Raw genomic sequence first — 20,673 nt, 5'->3', positions numbered from 1 at the left:
TTGCGCATTTTTGGTGTGTGTGGTAATATGATACAGTGTAAAAAACGGATGGTCCTCTGGCTTGATGTAAGAAGTTAAGAACATCTAGGCAAGGAAGGGGGTAATTTATTATGGATTATATTCGTATGATTGAAGAGCAGCAGCTTAAAGATAATATTCCTTCATTCCGTCCTGGAGATACAGTCAAAGTACATGTACGTATTATCGAGGGTACTCGTGAGCGTATTCAGGTCTTTGAAGGGCTTGTGATTAAAAGGAAGGGCGATGGCTTAAGGGAGACTTTCACCGTGCGCCGTGTTTCCAACGGAGTAGGTGTAGAAAGAACATTCCCCCTTCATTCTCCGCGTATTGACAAGATTGAAGTTGTACGTAAAGGTATTGTCCGCAGAGCGAAACTTTACTATCTGCGTGACCGTTACGGCAAATCGGCCAGAATCAGAGAACGCCGCTAATAACAGAGAAGATGGAAAAGAGCTGGAGAAATTCAGCTCTTTTGTTTTCTATGGAGGATTATGAACATTCAATGGTATCCTGGTCATATGACCAGAGCGAAAAGAAAGCTCGAAGAACAACTGGCTTGGGTTGATATTGTCATGGAACTGGGAGACGCTCGTTTGCCACTGAGCAGCAGGAATCCTCTGCTGAAGCAGCTGCTTGGGAACAAGCTCCGCTTGCTTTTGCTCAACAAATCGGACCTTGCTGACAAAAAGAGGATTGACCAGTGGCTTGTGAAACTTGGCAAGGAAGGACCTGTTTTAGCGATTAGTTCCATGACCAATGTTGGCGTCAAAAAAATTGTCCCGCTGCTCGAGGAACTGATGACGGATAAAAGAGAACGGCTGGCCGCCAGGGGAGTGCGGGGAAGACCTATTCGCGTCATGGTTGTTGGTATACCCAATATTGGCAAGTCTACGCTGATTAATCAGCTGACCGGCGGTTCACAAGCCAAGACGGGCAACAAACCAGGTGTTACGCGCGGCAACCAGTGGATCAGGATACATGATAAAGTCGAGCTGCTTGATACTCCGGGTATGCTTTGGCCCAAATTTGATGATCCTGAAGTAGGCAGGAAACTCGCTGTGACCGGTGCGGTAAGAGATGAAGTGTTCGATCAGGAAGAACTTGCTCAGTGGCTGCTCGCCTGGCTTAAACAGAATTATCCTCTGGAACTGCAAAGCTTTTACAAACTTGGGGAAAACGAGACCGATCTTGAAGGGATTGGCCGCAGAAGGGGCTGTCTAGTCAGCGGTGGCAGAATTGATACCTTCAAAGCCGCCCAGATCTTTCTTCGTGAATTCCGCAGCGGTAAGATTGCCAAAGTGACTATGGACTAAAAATTTGACGCTTCTATACATTACGGAGACTGGTCTCTAGAGTATGTGCCACATTTTATTCAGCTGGGGAGATGAAGGAATGGATGAAATCGAAAGGATAGGGAAACTCCTGGAGATAGAAAAAGGTTTGTTTGCTGAAGGATATTCACGGATTGCCGGTATAGATGAAGCAGGAAGAGGTCCGCTTGCCGGTCCTGTCATTGCCGCTGCTTGTATCTTGCCAAGGGAGTTTGAGCTTCCCGGCCTGAATGACTCGAAGAAATTATCGGAAAAGAAAAGAAGGAACTTAGCTGAAGAAATCAAAAAGCAGGCTGTTGCTTTTGCACTGGGAAGTGCGACGCCCGGCGAAATTGACCTGTTAAACATATTAAGGGCCACAAAGCTGGCGATGATAAGGGCCCTGGAAAACCTGAAAATCAACCCTGATTACGTCATTATTGACGGCAGGGACATGCTGAATATGGATACGGCTCAGAAAGCCATTATTGGTGGAGACGCTCTTAGTGCGAGTATTGCCGCAGCTTCAATTCTGGCCAAGGTTACCAGGGATGCGCTGATGGATGAGATGCATCAGATTTATCCGGAATATCATTTTGATCAACACAAGGGTTATGGAACCAAGCTGCACATGGAGGTAATAAACCGCTTTGGTCCTTGTCCAATCCACAGGCAGAGTTTCTCGCCGATCAAAGAGATAATCGCCGGGACACAGTATAAACTCGGGTAATATCTGAGATTGGGACCGGCATACAGTGTACATAAAAAAGATTTGAGACTTAAGGATTACAATAGAATTTATTTCAGTAACAGATAAGGAATAGCTGCATTGTACGCGGCTATTCCTTTTTGATTTTTATTCAATGACGTATCCAATATTTCCAACTATTTTACTCTGATTCTTTCACCAACATAAATACGATGTCTGCGCTTTCTTAAATGGGGATTCAAATTTAATAAGATGATGACAGTCACGCCGTGCTGGCGTGCAATCTTAGATAAATTGTCTCCCTTGTGAACCTGATGATGCAAACGGATCACTCCTTTAACTGAACTATATATCCATATTATGGAGTGACCCAGATTGTTCGTGTATGTACATATGGATTATCTTTTGTAATTAAATTTATGATTATACTTTGCTGAACTTATTTGATTACTTCATTGATTCGTCTTCGTTCTGTCCAAAGCCCTGTACTGCAATGATTCGGCTAGATGTTCCGCCTGTATATTATCAGATTCGGCCATATCGGCGATCGTTCTGGCTACACGCAGGATACGGTCGTGGGCCCGGGCACTGAAGAGGTTTTTATCAAAAACTTTTTGCAGGAGGGATTCACCGGCGCTGTCCAATTGGCACAGCACTTTTGTTTCGCGACCGGTCATCTCGGAATTTGTCCGGCTTCCTTTTAATCTTTTTTGCTGGAGTTCTCTGACTTTGATCACCCGTTCCTGAACCATAACGGAGGTTTCCCGGTTATCCCCGCGCTTTAGCTCGCCATAGCTTAAACGAGGGACTTCCAGCTGGATGTCAAACCGGTCCAGTAGGGGTCCGGAAACCTTTCCGCGGTAGTGGCTGATTTGAAGTGGCGTGCAGGAACATTCCCGGCCATTCTCTCCAAAATAGCCGCACGGACACGGATTCATCGAAGCGATGACACAAATGCGTGTCGGAAACTCCATTCTGCCTCTCAGACGGATTAACGTCAGTTTTCGGTCCTCGAGCGGCTGACGGAGTGCTTCGAGGACTTCCCGGGAAAACTCAGGCAGCTCATCCAGAAAGAGAACACCGTGATTGGCCAGGGCAAGTTCCCCGGGCTTAATTTTCTGTCCCCCGCCGATGATTCCGGCAACTGTAGCCGTATGGTGAGGGCTGCGGAAAGGCCTTTGCGTAATCAGCTGCCCATTTCCCCGGATAATACCAGTCAGGCTGTGAAGCTGAGTCACATCAAGACTCTCCTCAACCGTGAGCGGCGGCAGAACCCCGGCAAATGCTCTGGCCAGCAGCGTTTTCCCAGAGCCGGGCGGACCAACCATCAACAGGTTGTGCCCCCCGCAGGCGGCAATTTCCAGTCCGCGTTTGACCTGCATCTGCCCGTGAATATCCGACCAGTCCACAGATACCTTTTCAAAGATTTCAGCAGAGGGCGGGGAAGGAATAACGGAAAAATGATCTTCTCCGTTCAGAATCCCCACTAACTCAGCAAGACTGATTACGCTTGCACTTTCTATTTCGGTTACAAGCCTTGCTTCGGCCAGATTCGCAGGCGGTATAATCAGGACTTGTTTTTCCGGCCCGCTTTTTAAAGCCAGCGCCATGGTCAGAACACCTGGTATCGGACGTAAAAGGCCTTCCAGGGAAAGTTCACCGGCAAAAACATAGCGGTTCAATACGGAGTTATTCAGTTCTTCCATGGCAGCCAATATACCCAAAGCGATCGGTAAATCCAGACCGGAGCCTTCTTTGCGCAGGTCTGCAGGAGCAAGATTAACTGTAATTTTTTTCAAAGGGAAATCGAAGCCTGAGTTTTTCAACGCTGACCGGACTCTGTCTCTGGCCTCTTTCACAGCAGTGGCCGCAAGGCCTACAATTTCCAGACAGGGAAGACCATTGGCAATATCCACTTCGACACTGACCGGCTGGGCTGAGAGATTGTCGACAGACATTCCGCTGACAGAAGCAAACATTTTTTTCACCTCAAAAACAAAATTCGCTTCTGACAGCAAATATCCTTCTATAAAGTTACATTAATGGATTAATATAGTTGAATTTTGGCGATATTTATGGAATCAGACAGAATGTCAGACAAAAACATTAGACAGAACATTAGACAGAAACGGAAAGAAAATAAGCATTTATAGTGCCCCTTGGATCCAGTTGAACTCGGGAACGCCTTCAGCCATGTTAATGGCGAAAATATCAAACCTGATTTGCGGCCATTGATGATAGTGTTGTTCCAGAAGATAATACGAGGCAATACTTTTAAGCCTTTGGATTTTCCAGAGGCCGATGCTTTCTTCTGCGGATCCCCGGATATTGGAGCTCCTCAGTCTGACTTCGATAAATACAATTGTTTTCCCATCCCTGGCGATAATGTCGATCTCTCCCTTGGGACAGCGATAATTGCGCTGGATAATGTTCAATCCGGCTTCCTTAATATGTTCCAAAGCCATATCTTCGCCCCGCTGCCCCAACTGTCTTTTATTCAATGTTTCAGGACCTCCTAAGAGTAAAAACTCCCGTACATATTCAACGTAACAGATCAACTTGTATATAATGATTAATATTACCAAAAATGGGATGAAATAGTAATGTATTATTTGTGAATAATTGTATCATGAAAGAAAAAATACCGCCAGGATGTTCACGATTCAGTGTTGTTCGCAATTCAGGTTGACTGAACGATAAGCATATAAAGCTACAGGCTTTCTTCAATCAGCCAGATATATTCCCAGGCTTCCTGGCTGCTTTGCAAACCGTCATACCATGGAATCCCCGAGACGGGTCTTTCGGAAAAATAACGCGCTTTCAGAATGATTTCCGGACGGTATTCGTAATGCATAATATCGAAATTTCCCCATTTGCCGCCCCAGATAAAACCATATTTTTCAAAGATAGCAGAGACCTCCTGGGGATAGGCATTAAGCCTTTTCTGACCTTCTTCACGGGTGGACCAGCGCCAATAATCGTATTTATTACTGTTAAGATCGATTGCGATACCGTAGGCATGGGAACTCAGCCTGTTTGTACCGCCGATCAGCCGGTAATTGAAAGCCCCGCTGCTTGGAAAAGAAGCAGCGTACACCTTATGGCTTTGGCGGGACAACGGAAGCAGTTCTTTCATAACCGCCTTTAAGGATTCTGCAGCTTTATTGTTCCCGTTAAACTCTACATACTTGTAGCCAATGCTGACTTTGATCAGATTGGACAGGATTGATTTCTTGCTCATTCCGTAGACTTCTTTCAGAAGCGGATAAACTCTTGCACAGCCAGGGTTGTAGTAATTAGGCAAAACTTCGGTAATCTTGGACAATGAGTAGAGCTGATCCATCATATCCTGGAGATCGGGGTTTCCCGATTTCTGCCAGGCGTTTTTTTCTTTTCTGTCATCATATAAGATTTTTTTCCCGGATTTTAAAAGGACATAGACCTCATTTCCGGATACTTTATCCACACCGGTAATGGTTTCGGGATAGGCCAGCATCAGACATAGAATATCCCTTTTCATTACGGCCTCATATTCCCAATCGGAAACTGGGGATACTGCGGCTGCGTTTACGGTTATTAAATGTCTATTCCAGATGATTTTGCAGCCTGTAATTAACAAGACAATCACAATCAGACTTAAGATAAATCGTTTAAAGTTCATGGCTCGTTCATCCTTCCGGGGAACCTTGAGAAAGGCTAATCATAATTATTTATGCCTGAACAAAACAGGATAGACCTGCAAATCTCGTATAGTGCAATAGCATGCGGTAATAATATTCTTTGAACTGAAAAAATCGCAAAGTATAAGATAACAGGGTACGAAAGACCGCAGAAGGGATGTAAGGGTATGGTGAATAAAGATGTTCCAGCAAAACCTCTCATTATCTGGCTCGGGACGAATACCTGTGCCGGCGACATGCTTTCCCTTCTTAATGCCAAGGATCCGGGCTACCAGGAGTTGATCAGCAGCATTGCAGAGCTTCGTTTTGATTATCTTTTGGGGGCGTCCGAAGGCAGTGATGCCATCAATGTTCTTGATGATCTCCAGAAAAATCATAAAGCGGCATACATCCTGGTGGTTGAAGGGAGCATCCCAACGAGATCCAATGGCCTGTATTCTGTGATCGGTTATCGGAACGGCAAGGCTTGGACGGCTTTGCAGGCAGTGCGGGAACTGGGTGCTGAAGCTCGTTACGTGGTTGCTGCCGGTACCTGCGCAGCGTTCGGAGGGATCTATGCTGCAGCTCCGAACCCTTCTAAATGTGTATCATTACAGGCTGCTCTAGACAGAAAAGTTATCAATGTGCCTGGATGCCCAATCAACCCCGAATGGATGATGGGCACTTTGAACCATTTAATTCAGTACGGTGAGCCAGCACTTGATGATTATAGCCGGCCCAAACTTTTCTATGGAGAAACAATCCATAACCTTTGCCAGCGGCGGGATTATTTTGACAACAGCATCTTTGCCGCTAAGCCGGGAGAACCGTGGTGCATGTATAAGATTGGCTGTAAAGGGCCGGTCACCTATGCAGATTGCCCTGTCCGCCAGTGGAACGGAGAGCATCTAAGCTGGCCGGTAAAAGCCAATACCCCTTGTATCGGCTGTGCCAGCCCGGAGTTTCCCGATGGAGACGTTCCATTCTTTGAACACTTACCAGATGTAAAGCTTCCTGGGATCAAAGTAACGGCAAATAGGGTGGGCCTATTGACAGGGGTTGTGACCGCGCTTGGTATTGGCGCTCATCTGTTAGGAAGCATCCTGACCGGCAGATTGCGGAAACACTGAAAAAGGATCTTCCAGGCGGAAGCAAGCCAAAAATCAAGGCTCAACTTAAAAAGGTCATAAGTAAGAAAACGGCAGGTAAAAGATTGTATGAAAACGCGAATAAAGGAAAAGGACTGACTTCATGAAAAAGATTGTCATAGGGCCGCTTACCAGGGCTAACAACTCCTGCGCCGTAGAGGTCACAGTTGAAGACAAAAAGGTGGTAGATGCCCGCTGCAGCGGGATCTTTTTCAGAGGATTCGAATTGATACTGCAAGGAAAAGATCCGCAGGACGCCGCGTACCTTACGGAAAGAATCTGCGGGATCTGTTCATCTCTGCATGGAGCAGCTGCCTCCTACGCCTTGGAAGACGCTGCCGGGATCAGACCGCCCCGCAATGCCAACATTTTGCGAAACCTGATCATCGGGGCAGATATGCTTCAGAATCATATCCGTCATCAGTATTTGTTTTCCCTGGTGGATTATTTGACTTTGCCAGAGAGGGCCCCTTTTGTTCCAGGTTATACCAAAGATAAGCGACTGAAAAAAAAGAAAAACGACGCGATGGTGCAGAATATGTATTTAGCGCTGGAAATAAGCCGCCTGGCTCACGAAATGGTGGCCCTGCTAGGCGGAAAAGCTCCGTTTCCTCATGGGATATTGGCTGGAGGGGCTACAGTTCCGCCTTCTGCCGATGTGGTCATGAATTTCCGGTCGAAGCTCCAAAAAATCAATCGGTTTATCCAGAGTCAGATGGTACCCGATGTATACATCCTTGCAGAAGCTTACAGTGATTACTTTGAACTCGGCCAAAGAACCCCAAATATGCTTGAGTACGGACTGTTTCCATGCACTGAGCAAGATCGGGGGAGATATTTTCCCGGTGGAGCAATGCTGAACGGCCAAATCCAGAAGCTTGATCTGGCGTTGATTAAAGAACATACGGCAAGGTCCTGGTATGCAGCAGAGTCCGGACCGCGAAACCCATCTGGAGGCCAGACAGTCCCTGAACGGGAAAAAGAAGACGCCTACTCTTGGATAAAGGCGCCCCGTTATTCCGGTGTGCCACTGGAAGGGGGACCGCTGGCCAGGCTCTGGATCAAAGGAGATTACCGAAAGGGCATATCGACGATGGACCGGATGATCGCCAGGGCACTTGAGGCCCAAAAAATAGGGGCCTTGATGGAATCCTGGCTCGATGAGCTTGAGCCGGAGGGACGCATATTCGTACCCTTTGAAGTGCCGAAAAATGCCGAGGGTATTGGCCTCACCGGAGCAATGCGCGGTCCGCTCGGACACTGGCTGCGGATTGAAAACGGCAGGATTGCCCAATACCAGATCATTACACCCAGTGCCTGGAATTTTTCGCCTCGGGATAATCAGAATTGCAGAGGACCGGTCGAGGAAGCGCTGATCGGAATTCCAATTGCGGATGAAAAACAGCCCATTGAAATCGGCCGGGTGATCAGGGCATTTGACATCTGCTCCTCTTGTTCGACGCATTTAATAACCACCAGAACATCGATCGGGGAGATCATGATATGAACTGGAAAAAGCAACGTCATTCAGGAACAGCCAGACTGCTTCACTGGGTTTATGCGCCAGCTGTATTGGCTTTAATTCTTAGCGGGCTTTACATTCACAGCCCATCGCGCGCTTTTGGTTTCAAACGGATGGACTCAGCCCGGAAGACACACGCCGTCGCCCAGTTTTTACTGTTGAATTCGTATCTGGCACGGATTTGCTACGGGATGAAAGACAAAAACTATAAAGAGATCATTCCGAACCGCAAGACCTTAAAGGCAATGCCCGGATTTTTAAAATACGAATTCTTCCTATCCGGAAAAAAGAAGAAGTATCCCAAATACAATCCAGGTCAGAAAATATTGATCACCTCGCTCGCAGGATTGATCCCGGTCCAAATTATTACCGGGATGGCCCTCTACTTTAAGCCCCTGCAGAGAGCGGTCAAACCGACAGGAGGATTAAACCCTGTACGCTGGCGGCATTATCTGGCGGCATTAATGACGGCCTCATCTGTATCCGTTCATCTTTATTTTGCTCTGACGAATGGCCTTAAAAAACTTAAATCAATATTTACAGGCTATGCGTAGATTCCGATTCAAAGAGCGTGGCGTTTGAACCCAAGGCAGAAAAGGCTAAAAAAGAATCATGCAGAGAATCGTACAAGGAAAAAATTAGAAAAGTAGAAAATAGAGAAGTAGAAAAATAGAAAAATAAATTGACCATAAAAAATATAAGGTATATGATAATATATGAACAAGTATTCAAGTATTCAAGTATTCAAGTATTCAAGTATTCAAGTATTCAAGTATTCAAGTATTCAAATAAGCGTAATTGCAAAGGAGCGGTTTGTTTTGATGGAGGGGAAAGCGGAGAATTTGCGGTGTGACTGCCTGGTTATTCATGAAGAAATTGTCGGTAAGGTTAAAGAAGCGATGCCGCAGGAAGAAAATCTGTATGATCTTGCCGAACTGTTTAAAGTATTCGGTGATACGACAAGGATAAAAATTCTCTGGGCGCTTTCCGAAGCAGAAATGTGTGTCTGCGACCTGGCCTTTCTATTGGATATGACCCAGTCGGCAATTTCCCATCAGCTGCGGATTCTTAAGCAATGCAGGCTGGTAAAAAACAGAAAAGAAGGAAAAATCGTATTCTATGCGCTGGATGACGAGCATATCAAAGGCATTTTCAGCCAGGGAATGCTCCATGTCAAAGAAGGATAAGGATGCGTGAGGAGAAAAAAGATATGGCTATAAAAAGTCAGGAAGCAGTCATCCTGCTTGCCGGTCTTGGCTGTGCAAACTGCTCGGTTAAAATCGAACAGGAAGTAAGGAAGCTGGATGGCATAATAACTGCAAATATTGATTTTGCAGGCAGTAAACTCTATCTAGAGGTAAATGATTCTGAAAAAATCACAGATATTGCCGTCCAAATTGAAAAAATCGCTTCCGGGATTGAGGCCGGGGTAAGCATTACTGGGATCAGGTCCAAAGATATGGGTGCAGCCAGTAAAGAAGAGAAAACCACGGAACAAGAAAAACAAAAAGAACAAAAAGAACAGAAGGAACAAAGAGAACAAAGAGAACAAAAAAAACAGAAAGTTAATGCCGAGCTGTTTTGCTTTGTCATTGGAGCCGTTATTTTTGCTGCTGCGTTTCTGCTAAAATTGAAACCTGCCGTTGAAATTGTATTGTTTCTGATCAGCTATTTATTGGTTGGCAGTCAGATTATCTGGGCGGCGCTTCGGAATTTTGTCCGCGGCAAGTTTCTCGATGAAAACTTTCTGATGCTGATTGCTACAGTTGGGGCGCTGGCTATTCAGGAATATCCCGAGGCGGTAGCTGTGATGCTGTTCTACCGGGTCGGTGAATTTTTCCAGGACAGTGCTGTCAACCGTTCCCGCCGCTCGATCAGTGAACTGATGGATATTCGTCCGGACTATGCGAATTTAATGAAGGGAGATTCCATAAGCAAAGTGCCGCCGGAGGAAGTCAGGGAAGGCCAGATGATTCTGATCAAACCAGGAGAGAAAGTTCCCCTCGATGGCACAGTGCTTGTGGGCAGGTCTGTTTTGGATACCTCGGCGCTCACCGGAGAATTTATTCCGAGGGAGGTCGAAGCCGGCAGCAGCATTCTGGCTGGTTTTATTAATAAGACCGGGGTCTTAACCGTAAAAGTTACGAAGGTTTATGAGCAGAGCACGGTTGCACGGGTTCTGGATCTGGTGGAAAAGGCCACCTCTAAAAAAGCTAAGACAGAAAATTTCATGACAACATTTGCGCGTGTCTATACACCGGTTATTGTGCTCGGAGCTGCACTTTTAGCTTTTCTGCCCCCGCTGTTTATTGAGGGGGCCACGTTCAGCGAATGGCTGAACCGGGCTTTGGTCTTTCTCGTGGTGTCATGTCCCTGCGCACTGGTGATCTCCATTCCGTTAAGCTTTTTTGGGGGTATCGGAGGCGCTTCCCGAAACGGCATCCTGATCAAGGGAAGCAACTACCTGGAAGGCCTGAATCAAGTGCGTACGGTTGTCTTCGATAAGACTGGTACGCTAACTGAAGGTGTATTTGAAGTTACCGGAATACAAGTTGCTCAGGGGTTTGATGAAGATACTTTGCTGGAATATGCTGCCGCGGCTGAATATTTTTCAGGTCATCCCATTGCGGCCTCGATTTTGAAACGATACACCGAAGATGATACAAAAAAACTGAACACGAAGGGCATTGATCAGAAGGATATCCATCAGTACCAAGAAATACCAGGTTATGGCGTAAAAACAGTATATCAGGGAAAAGAAGTCATGGCCGGCAGCGCTAGGCTCCTGACTGAGGAAGGAATCTCCCTGACGCAAATACCCGAGGTTGGAACGATTGCCTATATCGCGATTGACCGTCAATATGCCGGCTATATCCTGATTACGGACAGAGTCAAAAAAGATGTTCAGGAGGCTTTGCGGGGCTTGAGACAGGCAGGGGTCAAGAAATTGGTTATGCTGACCGGAGACACGAAGGCGATCAGTGAACAGGTTGGACAGCAGTTGGGGTTTGACCAAGTTTACGCTGAATTGCTTCCCGATCAAAAGGTTGCTGTTCTGGAAGAACTGGAGGAGCAGAAGGAAAACGGCAGTAAACTCGTTTTTGTCGGAGATGGGGTCAATGATGCGCCGGTCCTGGCCAGGGCCGATATCGGGGTTGCCATGGGCGGACTCGGGTCGGATGCAGCGATTGAGGCCGCGGATATTGTCCTGATGACGGACGAACCTGCCAAACTGCTCGAGGCAATCCGGATTGCCCGGAAAACGAAAGGAATTGTCTGGCAAAATATTGGTTTTGCGCTCGGAATAAAGATAGGTGTCCTCATCCTTGGAGCGATGGGTGCCGCGACAATGTGGGAAGCTGTATTTGCTGATGTAGGCGTGGCTGTGATTGCGATCCTGAATGCAATGCGGGTGTTAAAGAAGAAAAAAGTTAAGGAATATGATATAGTAATATAGGCAAAAACACGCACGTAAAAAAGGAAAGGGAACTTGATGGAAAAGACGACGAACCAGAATCAGATTAAACCCAGAAGGACATTTGCAATTATTTCTCACCCGGATGCTGGGAAAACGACCTTAACAGAAAAGCTGCTGTTTTTTGGCGGGGCTATCCGGCTGGCTGGTACGGTAAAAGGAAGAAAAGCAGCCAAGTATGCAACTTCCGACTGGATGCAGATTGAAAAAGAACGTGGCATTTCCGTAACTTCGAGCGCCATGCAGTTTTCATATAACGGAATTCATATCAATATTTTAGATACACCCGGGCACGAAGATTTTAGTGAAGATACCTATCGCACGCTGATGGCAGCCGACAGCGCCGTCATGCTAATCGATCTGGTCAAAGGTGTCGAAGCCCAGACCATCAAGCTGTTTAAAGTCTGCCGGATGAGAGGCATACCGATTTTTACGTTTATTAACAAGCTGGACCGTTTTGGCAAAGACCCGCTGGATGTCCTTCAAGAGATTGAGGATGTTTTAGGCATTAATACGGTTCCTTTGAATTGGCCGGTCGGAATGGGAAAAGATTTCAGTGCAATCTACGACCGGCGGCATCAATGTCTGGAGCTTTACCGGGACGGCGAACGGAAACGGATTGAGGCGGGCGAACGCGGACTTGAAGATCCCGCTCTCAAAGACTGTCTCGAACCTGCCTTATATGATAAGCTTCGCGAAGATCTGGAATTATTGGATATTGCAGGGGATCCGTTTGACGAGGAAATGATTCAGGAGGGGATGCTGTCTCCGGTCTTCTTCGGCAGCGCGCTGAGCAGTATTGGCGTCCAAACTTTTCTGGAGCAGTTCCTGGAAATGGCGCCTGAGCCAAGACCGCAAAAAAGTTCGGTTGGCTACATTCAGCCGACCGATCCTCAATTTTCAGGTTTCATTTTTAAGATTCAGGCCAATATGAACCCGGCCCACAGGGACCGGATTGCGTTTATGCGGGTCTGTTCGGGCAGGTTCGAACGCGGAATGGCAGCCAATCATGTCCGAAGCGGCAAGAAGATCAAGCTTCCACAACCACAGCAGTTCTTGGCACAGGAACGCGATATCCTGGAAGAGGCATATCCCGGAGATGTGGTGGGTTTGTTTGATCCGGGCATTTTTCGGATCGGCGATACCCTGAGTGAGGAAGGGACCTTTGAATTCGAAAAGCTGCCGCAGTTTGCGCCGGAGTATTTTGCCAAGATTATCAATCTGGATTTTTCCAAGTACAAACAGTTTCAGAAGGGAATCAAGCAGCTGACGGAAGAAGGGACAGTGCAGGTCTTCCGGACCTTTATGGATGGGCCGGAGGAACTGATTGTCGGCGTTGTGGGAAAGCTTCAGTTTGAAGTCCTGGAATACCGCCTCGAAAATGAATATGGAACAAGAATTCAGCTTCATCATCTTCTGCATCATATGGCCCGCTGGGTCAGAAGCGACAAACTTGTTGATCCGGCCAATTTGCGCGGACTCCGTAATCTGTGCGTCAAAGATCAGGATGACCAGATGGTCGTTCTTCTTGAGGACGAATACTACCTGGACAGACTGAAGGATAAGTACCCGGAGATTACGTTCCATACATCCTCTAACGACTAGTATACCGTTCTCTAAATAACCAGACATTTAAACCTTCATAGCTGGGTCTGTGTGCCACAGTTCCAGCGTAAGCGGAGCATGAATGCGGAGCGCGGCTGTCTGTCATGATACATCCAAATTTTTACAATCTGCGAAATAAAGGTAAATGATTAAATTTTTTCAAGGATAAAGTCGAGATCTTGGCAGCTCCTGCTGTTCTGTCCATTTTTCAGCGGAGCAAAGAGATCTCCTTTATCTTTCAGCCTGCTGCTGATATTCAGCAGATTAAGATCCTGGGGTTTGACCCCGTGCCGCAGCTCCCCCCATTCCAGCGGAGCGGCAACGGAGGCGTAGGCCGTTGCCCTTGGAGAATAAGGACTGATGATGGTTTTACCCTGCCACATCTGCAGATAGTCAAAATAGAGCTTATGGCCTCTTTTGGCGACACTGCGCTCCAGGGTAATTTGCCGGGGGTATTTCTGGCTGAAATAAACCGCAAAAAATTCGTTGATTTTTCTGGCGGTATCGTAATCATACTTCCCGCCTGTCGGAATATGGATCTGAAGTCCGCTTGCCCCGGAAGTTTTGATATAGCTTGTAATCTGAAGCGCTTGAAGCTCTTCAAAAATCAGCAGGGCCGCTTCCGTGACATCCTCAAAGGTCTGACCTTCGGAAGGGTCCAGATCGAAAACCAGTGCAGAAGGATACTGATCCCTGTCATAGGGGTTAAATGGAATGTGGAATTCCAGACAGGCCTGGTTTCCGAGCCAAATGAGGATTGCTTCTGATGCTAAAATGATATACTGATTATCCCGCCATTCGATCGTCGGAATCCACCCAGGGGCATAATCAGGGATGTTTTTCTGAAAGAAGGACTTGCCCTGGAAACCATCAGGATAACGGATCGTCGTCAGTAGACGGTCTTTGACGTGAGGCAGAAGGTACGGGGCTAATTCCAGCAGGATTTTCAAATAATCAAGCTTGCGGATACCGAGGTCAGGCCATAATAATTTTTCAGGATTGGTTATAGTGAGCGTTTTGCCGTCAACTTCCAGGTTCATTCCGTGATGAATTCCTTTCCTTGGGCTTCAGAGGCAGGATCTTTGCTGAAACCAATAATTTTAGGGTGGCGGAGACTCCTGCTGTCTGTCCATTCCAGGAAACTTACCCAGCAGGTCAAGACCGGTTTGAGCCAGGTCGTATCCTTCATTTTTTTAAGGTTGTCGAACGGGCTGCTTTCCTGGGTATAATCCGAAGCGTAAGCCTTGAGAAGCTGGAAGTCTTTCTGGGCCAGTCCAAGACTCGCATTCCCGATGTAGAGGTACTGGTCTCCCTGGAAGATACCAAGCAGCAGTGAGTTTGGAAATTGCTCTTTCCAGGATAATCCGCCGACAATGGCCAGGATTTTTTTGCTGATTTTGGTTTTGAACCAGTCATTATGTTTTTTGCCAGCTTGGTAACGGCTGTTCTTTCTCTTGCTAACGATTCCCTCGTAATTTCTTTCTTTCATTAGCTTAAACAGAGCTGAACCGTCCGTAAAATCATCGGTAACCGTGATGTTGGAAGAAGATGACACCTTGGTCCGAAGAAGATCTTGTCTCTCTTCTAGAGGACGGTTACGCAAGTCTGTGCCATTAAAGAACAAAAGATCAAACAAGATGTAGCAGACCGGGTATTTTTGCTGATAGACGGGCAGATTAGAACTGTTTCTGAGGCGTTCCCGATTCATGATCAGATGAAAGGATGGTCTGTTCCCGGTATTGAAAACAACCAGTTCACCATCCAGTACGGCCTGATGGCCGTTCAGCAGTTTTGGAGCTATCTGGATTTCAGGATAGAAAGAAGTTCGCTCCCTGCCACTTTTGGTGTAGATCTGGACGCTGCCGTCTTCAATATAGGATAACCCTCTGATACCGTCCCATTTAATCTGGTGGATCCACGCATCACCTGTCCTGATTTCAGATGACAGCACAGGCTCCATTACTTCCAGCAGTTTCATAAAAATCTCCAGGCACATTAAGTTTGACGTCTATGGATAGATTAATATGTTTATTTTAGAGTTGACAAGGTACTAGCTTGCGGTTGTCTTTTTCTCTTCCTGGGCATCAGTATCCGGGTTGGTTTTTTCTGCAGTCTTTGTTTTGCCCCTGGAAGGTTTCTTCTTGGTTTCTTTTAAACTGGCCTGAAGGGCTTCCATCAAGTCAATGACATTACGGTGGGGCGCTTCAGGTGCGACTTCTATTTCCCTGCCTTCAATCTTTTTGTTGATCAGCTCTCTCAGTGCTTCCCGGTAATTATCCTTATATTTTTCCGGCTCGAATGGTGCAGTTAAGTTGGTAATCAGCTGGGTCGCGATATCAAGCTCTTTTTCGTTGACACCCTGCTGCTCGCTGATTCCCGGTACCTCGCTGACGGGTCTTATTTCATCTGGATAGAAAATGGTTTCCAGGACCAGGACCTTATTGTAAACCCTTAAGGCAGCCAGCGTCTGTTTATTGCGGATAGTCATTTTAGCCAGGGCAATTTTGCCGGTATCATTCATGGACTGTCGCAGGAGATGATAGGCTTTGCCGCCGGTATCCTGCGGTGCTAGGTAATAGGATTTGTCGTAATAAATCGGATCAATTTCTGCAAGATTAATAAAATCAAGGATTTCAATTGACTTCTCTTCCACTTCAGATTTTAAGGCAATAAGATCTGTCTCATTGATAATAATAAAATGACCGGTTTCATATTCGTACCCACGAACGATTTCCTCTTCTTTTACTTCTTTGTTACATGTCGGACAATGCTTTTCATACTTAAGAGGGGTACTGCACTCCTTATGGATGTATCTGAAATGGATGTCCTTCTCTTCGGTAGCAGCAAACATTTTGATGGGAATATTGACCAAACCAAAACTTATGGAACCTTTCCACATTGTATGCATCCTGTTCAGCCCTCCATTTTTCAGATATAGGTAGTATGAACATTACGCGGTAAAAATATGAAAAAGCCTGATGTTGGTGGAACAGACAGAAAGAGCATGTATAGCGCTGAGTAATGAACTTGAATAGTGGCTCAAAAAGAGGTAGAATCAAAGAGAAAATTACTTTGAATATCAAAATAATTTGAAATTTGAAAATTAATTAATGAAGAAAACTGTTAGAAAGAATTAATGTTTGCAAAAATTATTCAAGAAATTGTTGAAGAAATTATTGGAGGGCTGTATTTTGAAGTTACCTGTGTTAAGAGTAGGAGGTCTGATCCCGAAGTATCCGATCATCCAGGGCGGGATGGCTATTAGAATTTCCACTTTTCAGCTGGCTGCGGCTGTGGCCAACGCTGGTGGAATAGGGATTATTGCTGCGACGTCTTTGGATGAAACTGAGTTAAAAGGTGAAATCAGGAAGGCCAGGGAGAAATCCAAAGGAATCATCGGAATAAATATTATGTTTGCAGCAACGCGTTTCAAAGAACTTGTCTGCGCTGCGTTGGAAGAAGGCATTGACCTGATTATCCAGGGAGCCGGTTTTTCCAGGGATATTTTTCGCTGGTGCGCTGAGGCAAAAACCCCTTTAGTCCCGATTGTATCGACGGCCAAGCTTGCCAGGATTTCTGAAAGCTTGGGAGCGGCAGCGGTCGTAGTAGAAGGGAAAGAAGCGGGAGGACATCTCGGAACAGATCAGTCCATGAGAATTCTTGTTCCTGAGGTCAAGGCGGCTATTTCTATCCCGGTCATTGCGGCAGGAGGCATTGTGGATACGGGAGATTTACAGGAGGCGTTTAGCCTTGGTGCTGACGGCGTGCAAATGGGGATCCGTTTTGCAGCCAGTGAAGAGGCGAACGGAGCACCGGCCCTCAAAGAAGCTTATCTGAGAGCAACGGCAGAAGATATTGTCATCATTCAAAGTCCCGTCGGGCTGCCCGGGAGAGCAATCCGAAATAAATTTACAGATGAAATCCTTTCGGGGAAAGTAAAATCCCCACAAATATGTGAGGGCTGTTTAAAAAAATGCACAGCAACTTTTTGCATAAAGGAGGCCTTGATCAATGCTCAACAGGGTAATTTGGATCAGGGACTGATTTTTTCAGGACAATATATTGAAAAGATAACTGAAATCCTACCTGCAGGGAAAATGATCAGTGATTTGGTTAAAGAATATGAGGAAATTGAGGAAATGTGATCATTTAAAGAAGAGGATGGAAACCATCCTCTTGATCAGTACTAGAGTCTTCCACCGTTGTTCACCATGTTACTTTCGGCAAATTCAATCATCTTTTTAACCATATTTCCACCGATTTTTCCGCCAATTTGACCGCCAATCCGGCCGGCATCCCTTGATGTGATGTCTCCGTTATATCCCTTGTTTAACTGGATGCCCAATTCATTGGCTACTTCATATTTGGCGTTGTTCAGATACTGCGCATATTCCTGCGGTCCGCTGTTCATGATACCCAACTCCTTGGAAACTTCATATTTTAGTTGATTCAAATCAGAATTTGATTTTCTCCCCAAACTAAATCACCTCTTTATATTTTTCTTATTTTAGTTTGTTCAATTCTACAACACAAATACGATGAAATGTTTTGCTATTCAGGCAAAAAAATGACAAATCTTTTTATGAGGAAGAATTACAGAAGAAGATAAAACAATGAAGAAAATAAAACAAAGGAAAAAAATGCAAAAAATATAAGAATGATATGAATGTGCAGACAACCTTTTTCTTTGCCTGGCCGGATAAAAAGCATAATCCATCTCCTTACTGCATAAAAAAATGATATAGACTGTCTGGATTTTATTTGGAAAGGAGTTTCGAATCATGCAAGTTGCGCTCCCTTTGGCAGAATCCAATCAGCCCACCTTCGTTCCAAAACAGGTGATTGGCCTAACAGCACTTCTACTGGCCGGAACTGCCGTAGTCCCCTCAAATCCTTATGCCCTGCAGGAAATTGCCTCCTTGCGTACTAAGATTACGGCAGCTCCTGCTAAAACGGTTGACGAAAGCCCTATGCAGACCGACAATATTAGAATCATGGAGGAAAAAGCTGGCGAGAGCAGCTTTTCTTGTGTAAATGTCAGTACCCTTTCCCTCATAGAAGCAAGCAAAGAAAAAGCAGAAATTCAGGCCGGTATCGTAGCTTCGGTACTAAACTGGAATGGGACTGCCTATAAATGGGGCGGCCGGTCGAGATCCGGTGTCGACTGTTCAGGGCTGGTTCAAAGAGTATTTCTTGAGAATGGAATTCAACTTCCAAGGACATCGTATGAACAATTCAGAGAGGGGGTCGGAATACCCAAAACAAGATTAGAACCTGGTGATCTGATCTTTTTTCATACCAACGGAGCCGGAGCAAGTCATGTTGGAATCTATCTCGGTGATAACAAGTTTATTTCTGCGGCCAAGCATTGCGTTCAGGTTTCTTCACTGGATGAACGTTACTGGGCGGAGCATTACCGGGGCAGCAGAAGAGTGATCGCATGACACTGAGGACAGTCAGCTGCCAAGTATGTTGATTCAAAAGACGGATTCTTGACAGAAGAATCAATAAACTCTATAATCAAAATAACCTAAAATTTAGGCAAATCGCTGCAAGGGAAGGTATTACCTCTCGTCTCCATGGGGATGGGAGGTTTAGTTTATTTCAGATACTGGGGGTAGAGTCAGATGAAGATTTTGGTGAATAACAAAGTGGCAGAGGCTGGAATTCAACTGCTGCGTGAAGAACATGACGTGGATACATATTGTACATTATCTCAGGAAGAACTGATCAAAATGATTCCGAAATATGATGCTCTGGTCATCAGAGGCGATACGATTGTCAGCAGTGAAGTCATTGAAGCCGGCAGGAATTTGAAAGTAATCGGAAGGGCTGGTCTGGAAGTTGAGCATATCGATATTCAGGCAGCCACAAAGCAGGGGATTGTTGTCCTGAATGCCCCTCAGGGCAACAGTGCTTCTTCCATTGAATATACCATCGGGATGATCCTGGCTCTGGCCAGAAGGATTCCTCAGGCTTATTCCTCTGTCAAGCGCGGAGAGTGGCAAAGACAGAAGTTCCTAGGAATGGAGCTGAAAGAAAAGGTCTTGGGCATCATCGGCCTGGGGCGGGTCGGCATGGGCGTGGCCAAGCGGGCCAAAGCGTTCGATATGAAAGTGATTGCCTATGACCCGTTTTTAAGTGATGATAAAGGCAGAGAGCTGGGGATTGAGCTGGTGGATCTGGATGAGATCTTAAGTAAAGCAGATTACCTGACACTGCATATTCCGGCGACAGTTGACACGCGCAATCTGCTGAATAAAGATGCGTTTTCCAAAATGAAAAAGGGCATCAAGATTATTAACTGTGCCAGAGGCGGAATCATTGATGAGGAAGCTTTGATCTGGGCACTGCAGGAAGAGATTGTGTCCGGGGCAGCTTTGGATGCGTTTGCTGAAGAACCTCTTCAGCCAGATCATCCGCTGGTGAAGATGGAGAATGTGGTCTGCACTCCCAGGATTGCCTCCCGGACGCAGGAAGCTGAAAACGAGGTTGCGGTTTGCGCAGCCCGCGGCGTGCTCGCTGCGCTGAGATCCGAACCGGTTTCAACTTCACTGAATATTCCGCCTGTATCAAGAGATGTCATGAATATGATCAAGCCTTACCTTCACTTGATGCAAAAAATGTGTGTTCTGGCTGTCAAACTGACTGAAGGAAGAATAAAAAACATTGAAGTCCGCTATAATGGAGATATCAGCACTGCGGATACCAAAATGCTGACGTTGGCAGCCATAAAAGAGGTCTTAAATCCAATCCTTCAGGAAGAGGTCAATATTGTCAACGCGCCTGAAGTTGCGAAAGAACGCGGCATAACCGTCAAGGAGATCAAAAGCAAAGAGGCACAAAGCTTTGTTGATCTGATCAGCATTACCGTTAAAACTGATTTGACTGAGCATAAGGTAGCAAGTACGCTTTTCGGCAAAAGTGAACAGCGGATTGTGGAGATCGACGATTTCAGGGTTGAAATAGATCCTTCGGGATGGTTCCTGCTTATCTCACATGAGGATTATCCGGGAATGATCGGCAAAGTCGGGACTGTATTGGGTGAGCATAACATCAACATTACCAGTATGCAGGTTGGCAAAATCAGTTCCATGAGCAGAAACATTATGATTGTTGGTATTCAAACCGAAGCCGATTCGGAAGTCATCGGCAAATTGAAAGAGATTAAGGGAACCGAAAATGTTGAAGAGATTTTCTTCAATAAATATCTGTCCTAAGGGG

19 protein-coding genes are annotated in these 20,673 nt (G+C 46.0%); 12 read left to right on the top strand and 7 right to left on the bottom strand.

The window, feature by feature from the left end; translation table 11 throughout:
• Positions 1-110 precede the first annotated feature (110 nt).
• The 3 genes from rplS (at position 111) to rnhB (ending at position 2,061) form a co-directional block, all read left to right on the top strand.
• Positions 111-452 carry a 50S ribosomal protein L19 gene (gene rplS / locus OKX56_RS00540; RefSeq protein WP_015044180.1) on the top strand — a complete coding sequence of 114 codons (342 nt, stop codon included), beginning with the start codon at positions 111-113 and terminating at the stop codon, positions 450-452.
• Between the two features lie 60 nt (positions 453-512).
• The gene (gene ylqF, locus OKX56_RS00535) at positions 513-1,334 is read left to right on the top strand and encodes a ribosome biogenesis GTPase YlqF (protein ID WP_019225639.1); all 822 of its coding nucleotides are present in this window, start codon (positions 513-515) and stop codon (positions 1,332-1,334) included.
• A gap of 79 nt (positions 1,335-1,413) precedes the next feature.
• Complete coding sequence (gene rnhB / locus OKX56_RS00530; RefSeq protein ID WP_019225638.1) at positions 1,414-2,061, top strand: ribonuclease HII; 648 nt, start codon at positions 1,414-1,416, stop codon at positions 2,059-2,061.
• A 431-nt stretch (positions 2,062-2,492) separates the two neighbouring features.
• Here the strand turns inward: rnhB and OKX56_RS00520 are convergent, their stop codons facing one another.
• The 3 genes from OKX56_RS00520 to OKX56_RS00510 form a co-directional block, all read right to left on the bottom strand.
• Positions 2,493-4,019 carry a YifB family Mg chelatase-like AAA ATPase gene (locus OKX56_RS00520; protein ID WP_025205374.1) on the bottom strand — a complete coding sequence of 509 codons (1,527 nt, stop codon included), beginning with the start codon at positions 4,017-4,019 and terminating at the stop codon, positions 2,493-2,495.
• Between the two features lie 168 nt (positions 4,020-4,187).
• Positions 4,188-4,541, bottom strand: a complete 354-nt coding sequence (locus OKX56_RS00515; protein WP_019225636.1) for a YraN family protein — start codon at positions 4,539-4,541, stop codon at positions 4,188-4,190.
• Positions 4,542-4,750: 209 nt separating this feature from the next.
• A complete protein-coding gene (locus OKX56_RS00510; protein WP_019225635.1) occupies positions 4,751-5,701 on the bottom strand; it encodes a M15 family metallopeptidase in 951 nt (316 codons plus the stop codon).
• A 186-nt stretch (positions 5,702-5,887) separates the two neighbouring features.
• Between OKX56_RS00510 and OKX56_RS00505 the strand changes: the two genes are divergently transcribed.
• The 6 genes from OKX56_RS00505 (at position 5,888) to OKX56_RS00480 (ending at position 13,449) form a co-directional block, all read left to right on the top strand.
• A complete protein-coding gene (locus OKX56_RS00505; RefSeq protein WP_025205375.1) occupies positions 5,888-6,829 on the top strand; it encodes a hydrogenase small subunit in 942 nt (313 codons plus the stop codon).
• A gap of 121 nt (positions 6,830-6,950) precedes the next feature.
• The gene (locus tag OKX56_RS00500) at positions 6,951-8,354 is read left to right on the top strand and encodes a nickel-dependent hydrogenase large subunit (protein ID WP_019225634.1); all 1,404 of its coding nucleotides are present in this window, start codon (positions 6,951-6,953) and stop codon (positions 8,352-8,354) included.
• Positions 8,351-8,923, top strand: coding sequence for a cytochrome b/b6 domain-containing protein (locus OKX56_RS00495; RefSeq protein WP_019225633.1), 573 nt, complete (start codon positions 8,351-8,353; stop codon positions 8,921-8,923). Before OKX56_RS00500 ends, OKX56_RS00495 begins: the two co-directional genes overlap by 4 nt.
• A 267-nt stretch (positions 8,924-9,190) precedes the next feature.
• On the top strand, positions 9,191-9,556 hold the full coding sequence (locus tag OKX56_RS00490) for an ArsR/SmtB family transcription factor (protein WP_019225632.1): 366 nt from the start codon (positions 9,191-9,193) through the stop codon (positions 9,554-9,556).
• A gap of 2 nt (positions 9,557-9,558) precedes the next feature.
• Entirely contained in the window at positions 9,559-11,826 is a 2,268-nt protein-coding gene (locus OKX56_RS00485; protein WP_019225631.1) for a heavy metal translocating P-type ATPase, read from the top strand.
• 36 nt (positions 11,827-11,862) lie between these two features.
• Positions 11,863-13,449, top strand: a complete 1,587-nt coding sequence (locus tag OKX56_RS00480) for a peptide chain release factor 3 (protein WP_019225630.1) — start codon at positions 11,863-11,865, stop codon at positions 13,447-13,449.
• A 149-nt stretch (positions 13,450-13,598) separates the two neighbouring features.
• Here OKX56_RS00480 and ligD (OKX56_RS00475) read toward each other — a convergent pair whose 3' ends face one another.
• The 3 genes from ligD (OKX56_RS00475) to ku form a co-directional block, all read right to left on the bottom strand.
• Positions 13,599-14,489: a non-homologous end-joining DNA ligase gene (gene ligD, locus OKX56_RS00475; protein ID WP_019225629.1), complete on the bottom strand. Its 891-nt coding sequence runs from the start codon at positions 14,487-14,489 to the stop codon at positions 13,599-13,601.
• Complete coding sequence (gene ligD, locus OKX56_RS00470; RefSeq protein WP_019225628.1) at positions 14,486-15,427, bottom strand: non-homologous end-joining DNA ligase; 942 nt, start codon at positions 15,425-15,427, stop codon at positions 14,486-14,488. The genes ligD (OKX56_RS00475) and ligD (OKX56_RS00470) overlap by 4 nt, the downstream gene beginning before the upstream one ends.
• A gap of 72 nt (positions 15,428-15,499) precedes the next feature.
• Positions 15,500-16,357: a non-homologous end joining protein Ku gene (gene ku, locus OKX56_RS00465; RefSeq protein ID WP_019225627.1), complete on the bottom strand. Its 858-nt coding sequence runs from the start codon at positions 16,355-16,357 to the stop codon at positions 15,500-15,502.
• 283 nt (positions 16,358-16,640) lie between these two features.
• Here ku and OKX56_RS00460 point away from each other — a divergent pair, with 283 nt between their 5' ends.
• Positions 16,641-17,594 (top strand): NAD(P)H-dependent flavin oxidoreductase, encoded by a 954-nt coding sequence (locus tag OKX56_RS00460; protein ID WP_019225626.1) that lies wholly within the window; start codon positions 16,641-16,643, stop codon positions 17,592-17,594.
• Between the two features lie 41 nt (positions 17,595-17,635).
• Here OKX56_RS00460 and OKX56_RS00455 read toward each other — a convergent pair whose 3' ends face one another.
• Positions 17,636-17,860, bottom strand: a complete 225-nt coding sequence (locus OKX56_RS00455) for an alpha/beta-type small acid-soluble spore protein (RefSeq protein WP_025205380.1) — start codon at positions 17,858-17,860, stop codon at positions 17,636-17,638.
• Between the two features lie 370 nt (positions 17,861-18,230).
• Here OKX56_RS00455 and OKX56_RS00450 point away from each other — a divergent pair, with 370 nt between their 5' ends.
• Both OKX56_RS00450 and serA read left to right on the top strand, forming a co-directional pair.
• Positions 18,231-18,893, top strand: coding sequence for a C40 family peptidase (locus tag OKX56_RS00450; protein ID WP_019225623.1), 663 nt, complete (start codon positions 18,231-18,233; stop codon positions 18,891-18,893).
• Between the two features lie 183 nt (positions 18,894-19,076).
• Positions 19,077-20,669 (top strand): phosphoglycerate dehydrogenase, encoded by a 1,593-nt coding sequence (serA, locus tag OKX56_RS00445; RefSeq protein WP_019225622.1) that lies wholly within the window; start codon positions 19,077-19,079, stop codon positions 20,667-20,669.
• Positions 20,670-20,673: the final 4 nt, after the last annotated feature.

Source organism: Dehalobacter sp., assembly GCF_030063005.1.
Lineage (GTDB): Bacteria > Bacillota > Desulfitobacteriia > Desulfitobacteriales > Syntrophobotulaceae > Dehalobacter > Dehalobacter restrictus.
Note: the sequence above shows the minus strand (reverse complement) of the source record. Positions and strands in the feature narration are given on the sequence as shown.

Coding starts and splice junctions, on each gene's coding strand:
- OKX56_RS00480 (WP_019225630.1), top strand. CDS start 11,863: ATGGAAAAGACGACGAACCAGAATCAGATTAAACCCAGAAGGACATTT.
- OKX56_RS00500 (WP_019225634.1), top strand. CDS start 6,951: ATGAAAAAGATTGTCATAGGGCCGCTTACCAGGGCTAACAACTCCTGC.
- OKX56_RS00450 (WP_019225623.1), top strand. CDS start 18,231: ATGCAAGTTGCGCTCCCTTTGGCAGAATCCAATCAGCCCACCTTCGTT.
- OKX56_RS00490 (WP_019225632.1), top strand. CDS start 9,191: ATGGAGGGGAAAGCGGAGAATTTGCGGTGTGACTGCCTGGTTATTCAT.
- OKX56_RS00495 (WP_019225633.1), top strand. CDS start 8,351: ATGAACTGGAAAAAGCAACGTCATTCAGGAACAGCCAGACTGCTTCAC.
- OKX56_RS00520 (WP_025205374.1), bottom strand. CDS start 4,019: ATGTTTGCTTCTGTCAGCGGAATGTCTGTCGACAATCTCTCAGCCCAG.
- OKX56_RS00505 (WP_025205375.1), top strand. CDS start 5,888: ATGGTGAATAAAGATGTTCCAGCAAAACCTCTCATTATCTGGCTCGGG.
- ligD (WP_019225629.1), bottom strand. CDS start 14,489: ATGAACCTGGAAGTTGACGGCAAAACGCTCACTATAACCAATCCTGAA.
- ku (WP_019225627.1), bottom strand. CDS start 16,357: ATGCATACAATGTGGAAAGGTTCCATAAGTTTTGGTTTGGTCAATATT.
- OKX56_RS00510 (WP_019225635.1), bottom strand. CDS start 5,701: ATGAACTTTAAACGATTTATCTTAAGTCTGATTGTGATTGTCTTGTTA.
- rnhB (WP_019225638.1), top strand. CDS start 1,414: ATGGATGAAATCGAAAGGATAGGGAAACTCCTGGAGATAGAAAAAGGT.
- OKX56_RS00455 (WP_025205380.1), bottom strand. CDS start 17,860: ATGAACAGCGGACCGCAGGAATATGCGCAGTATCTGAACAACGCCAAA.
- OKX56_RS00485 (WP_019225631.1), top strand. CDS start 9,559: ATGCGTGAGGAGAAAAAAGATATGGCTATAAAAAGTCAGGAAGCAGTC.
- rplS (WP_015044180.1), top strand. CDS start 111: ATGGATTATATTCGTATGATTGAAGAGCAGCAGCTTAAAGATAATATT.
- serA (WP_019225622.1), top strand. CDS start 19,077: ATGAAGATTTTGGTGAATAACAAAGTGGCAGAGGCTGGAATTCAACTG.
- ylqF (WP_019225639.1), top strand. CDS start 513: ATGAACATTCAATGGTATCCTGGTCATATGACCAGAGCGAAAAGAAAG.
- ligD (WP_019225628.1), bottom strand. CDS start 15,427: ATGAAACTGCTGGAAGTAATGGAGCCTGTGCTGTCATCTGAAATCAGG.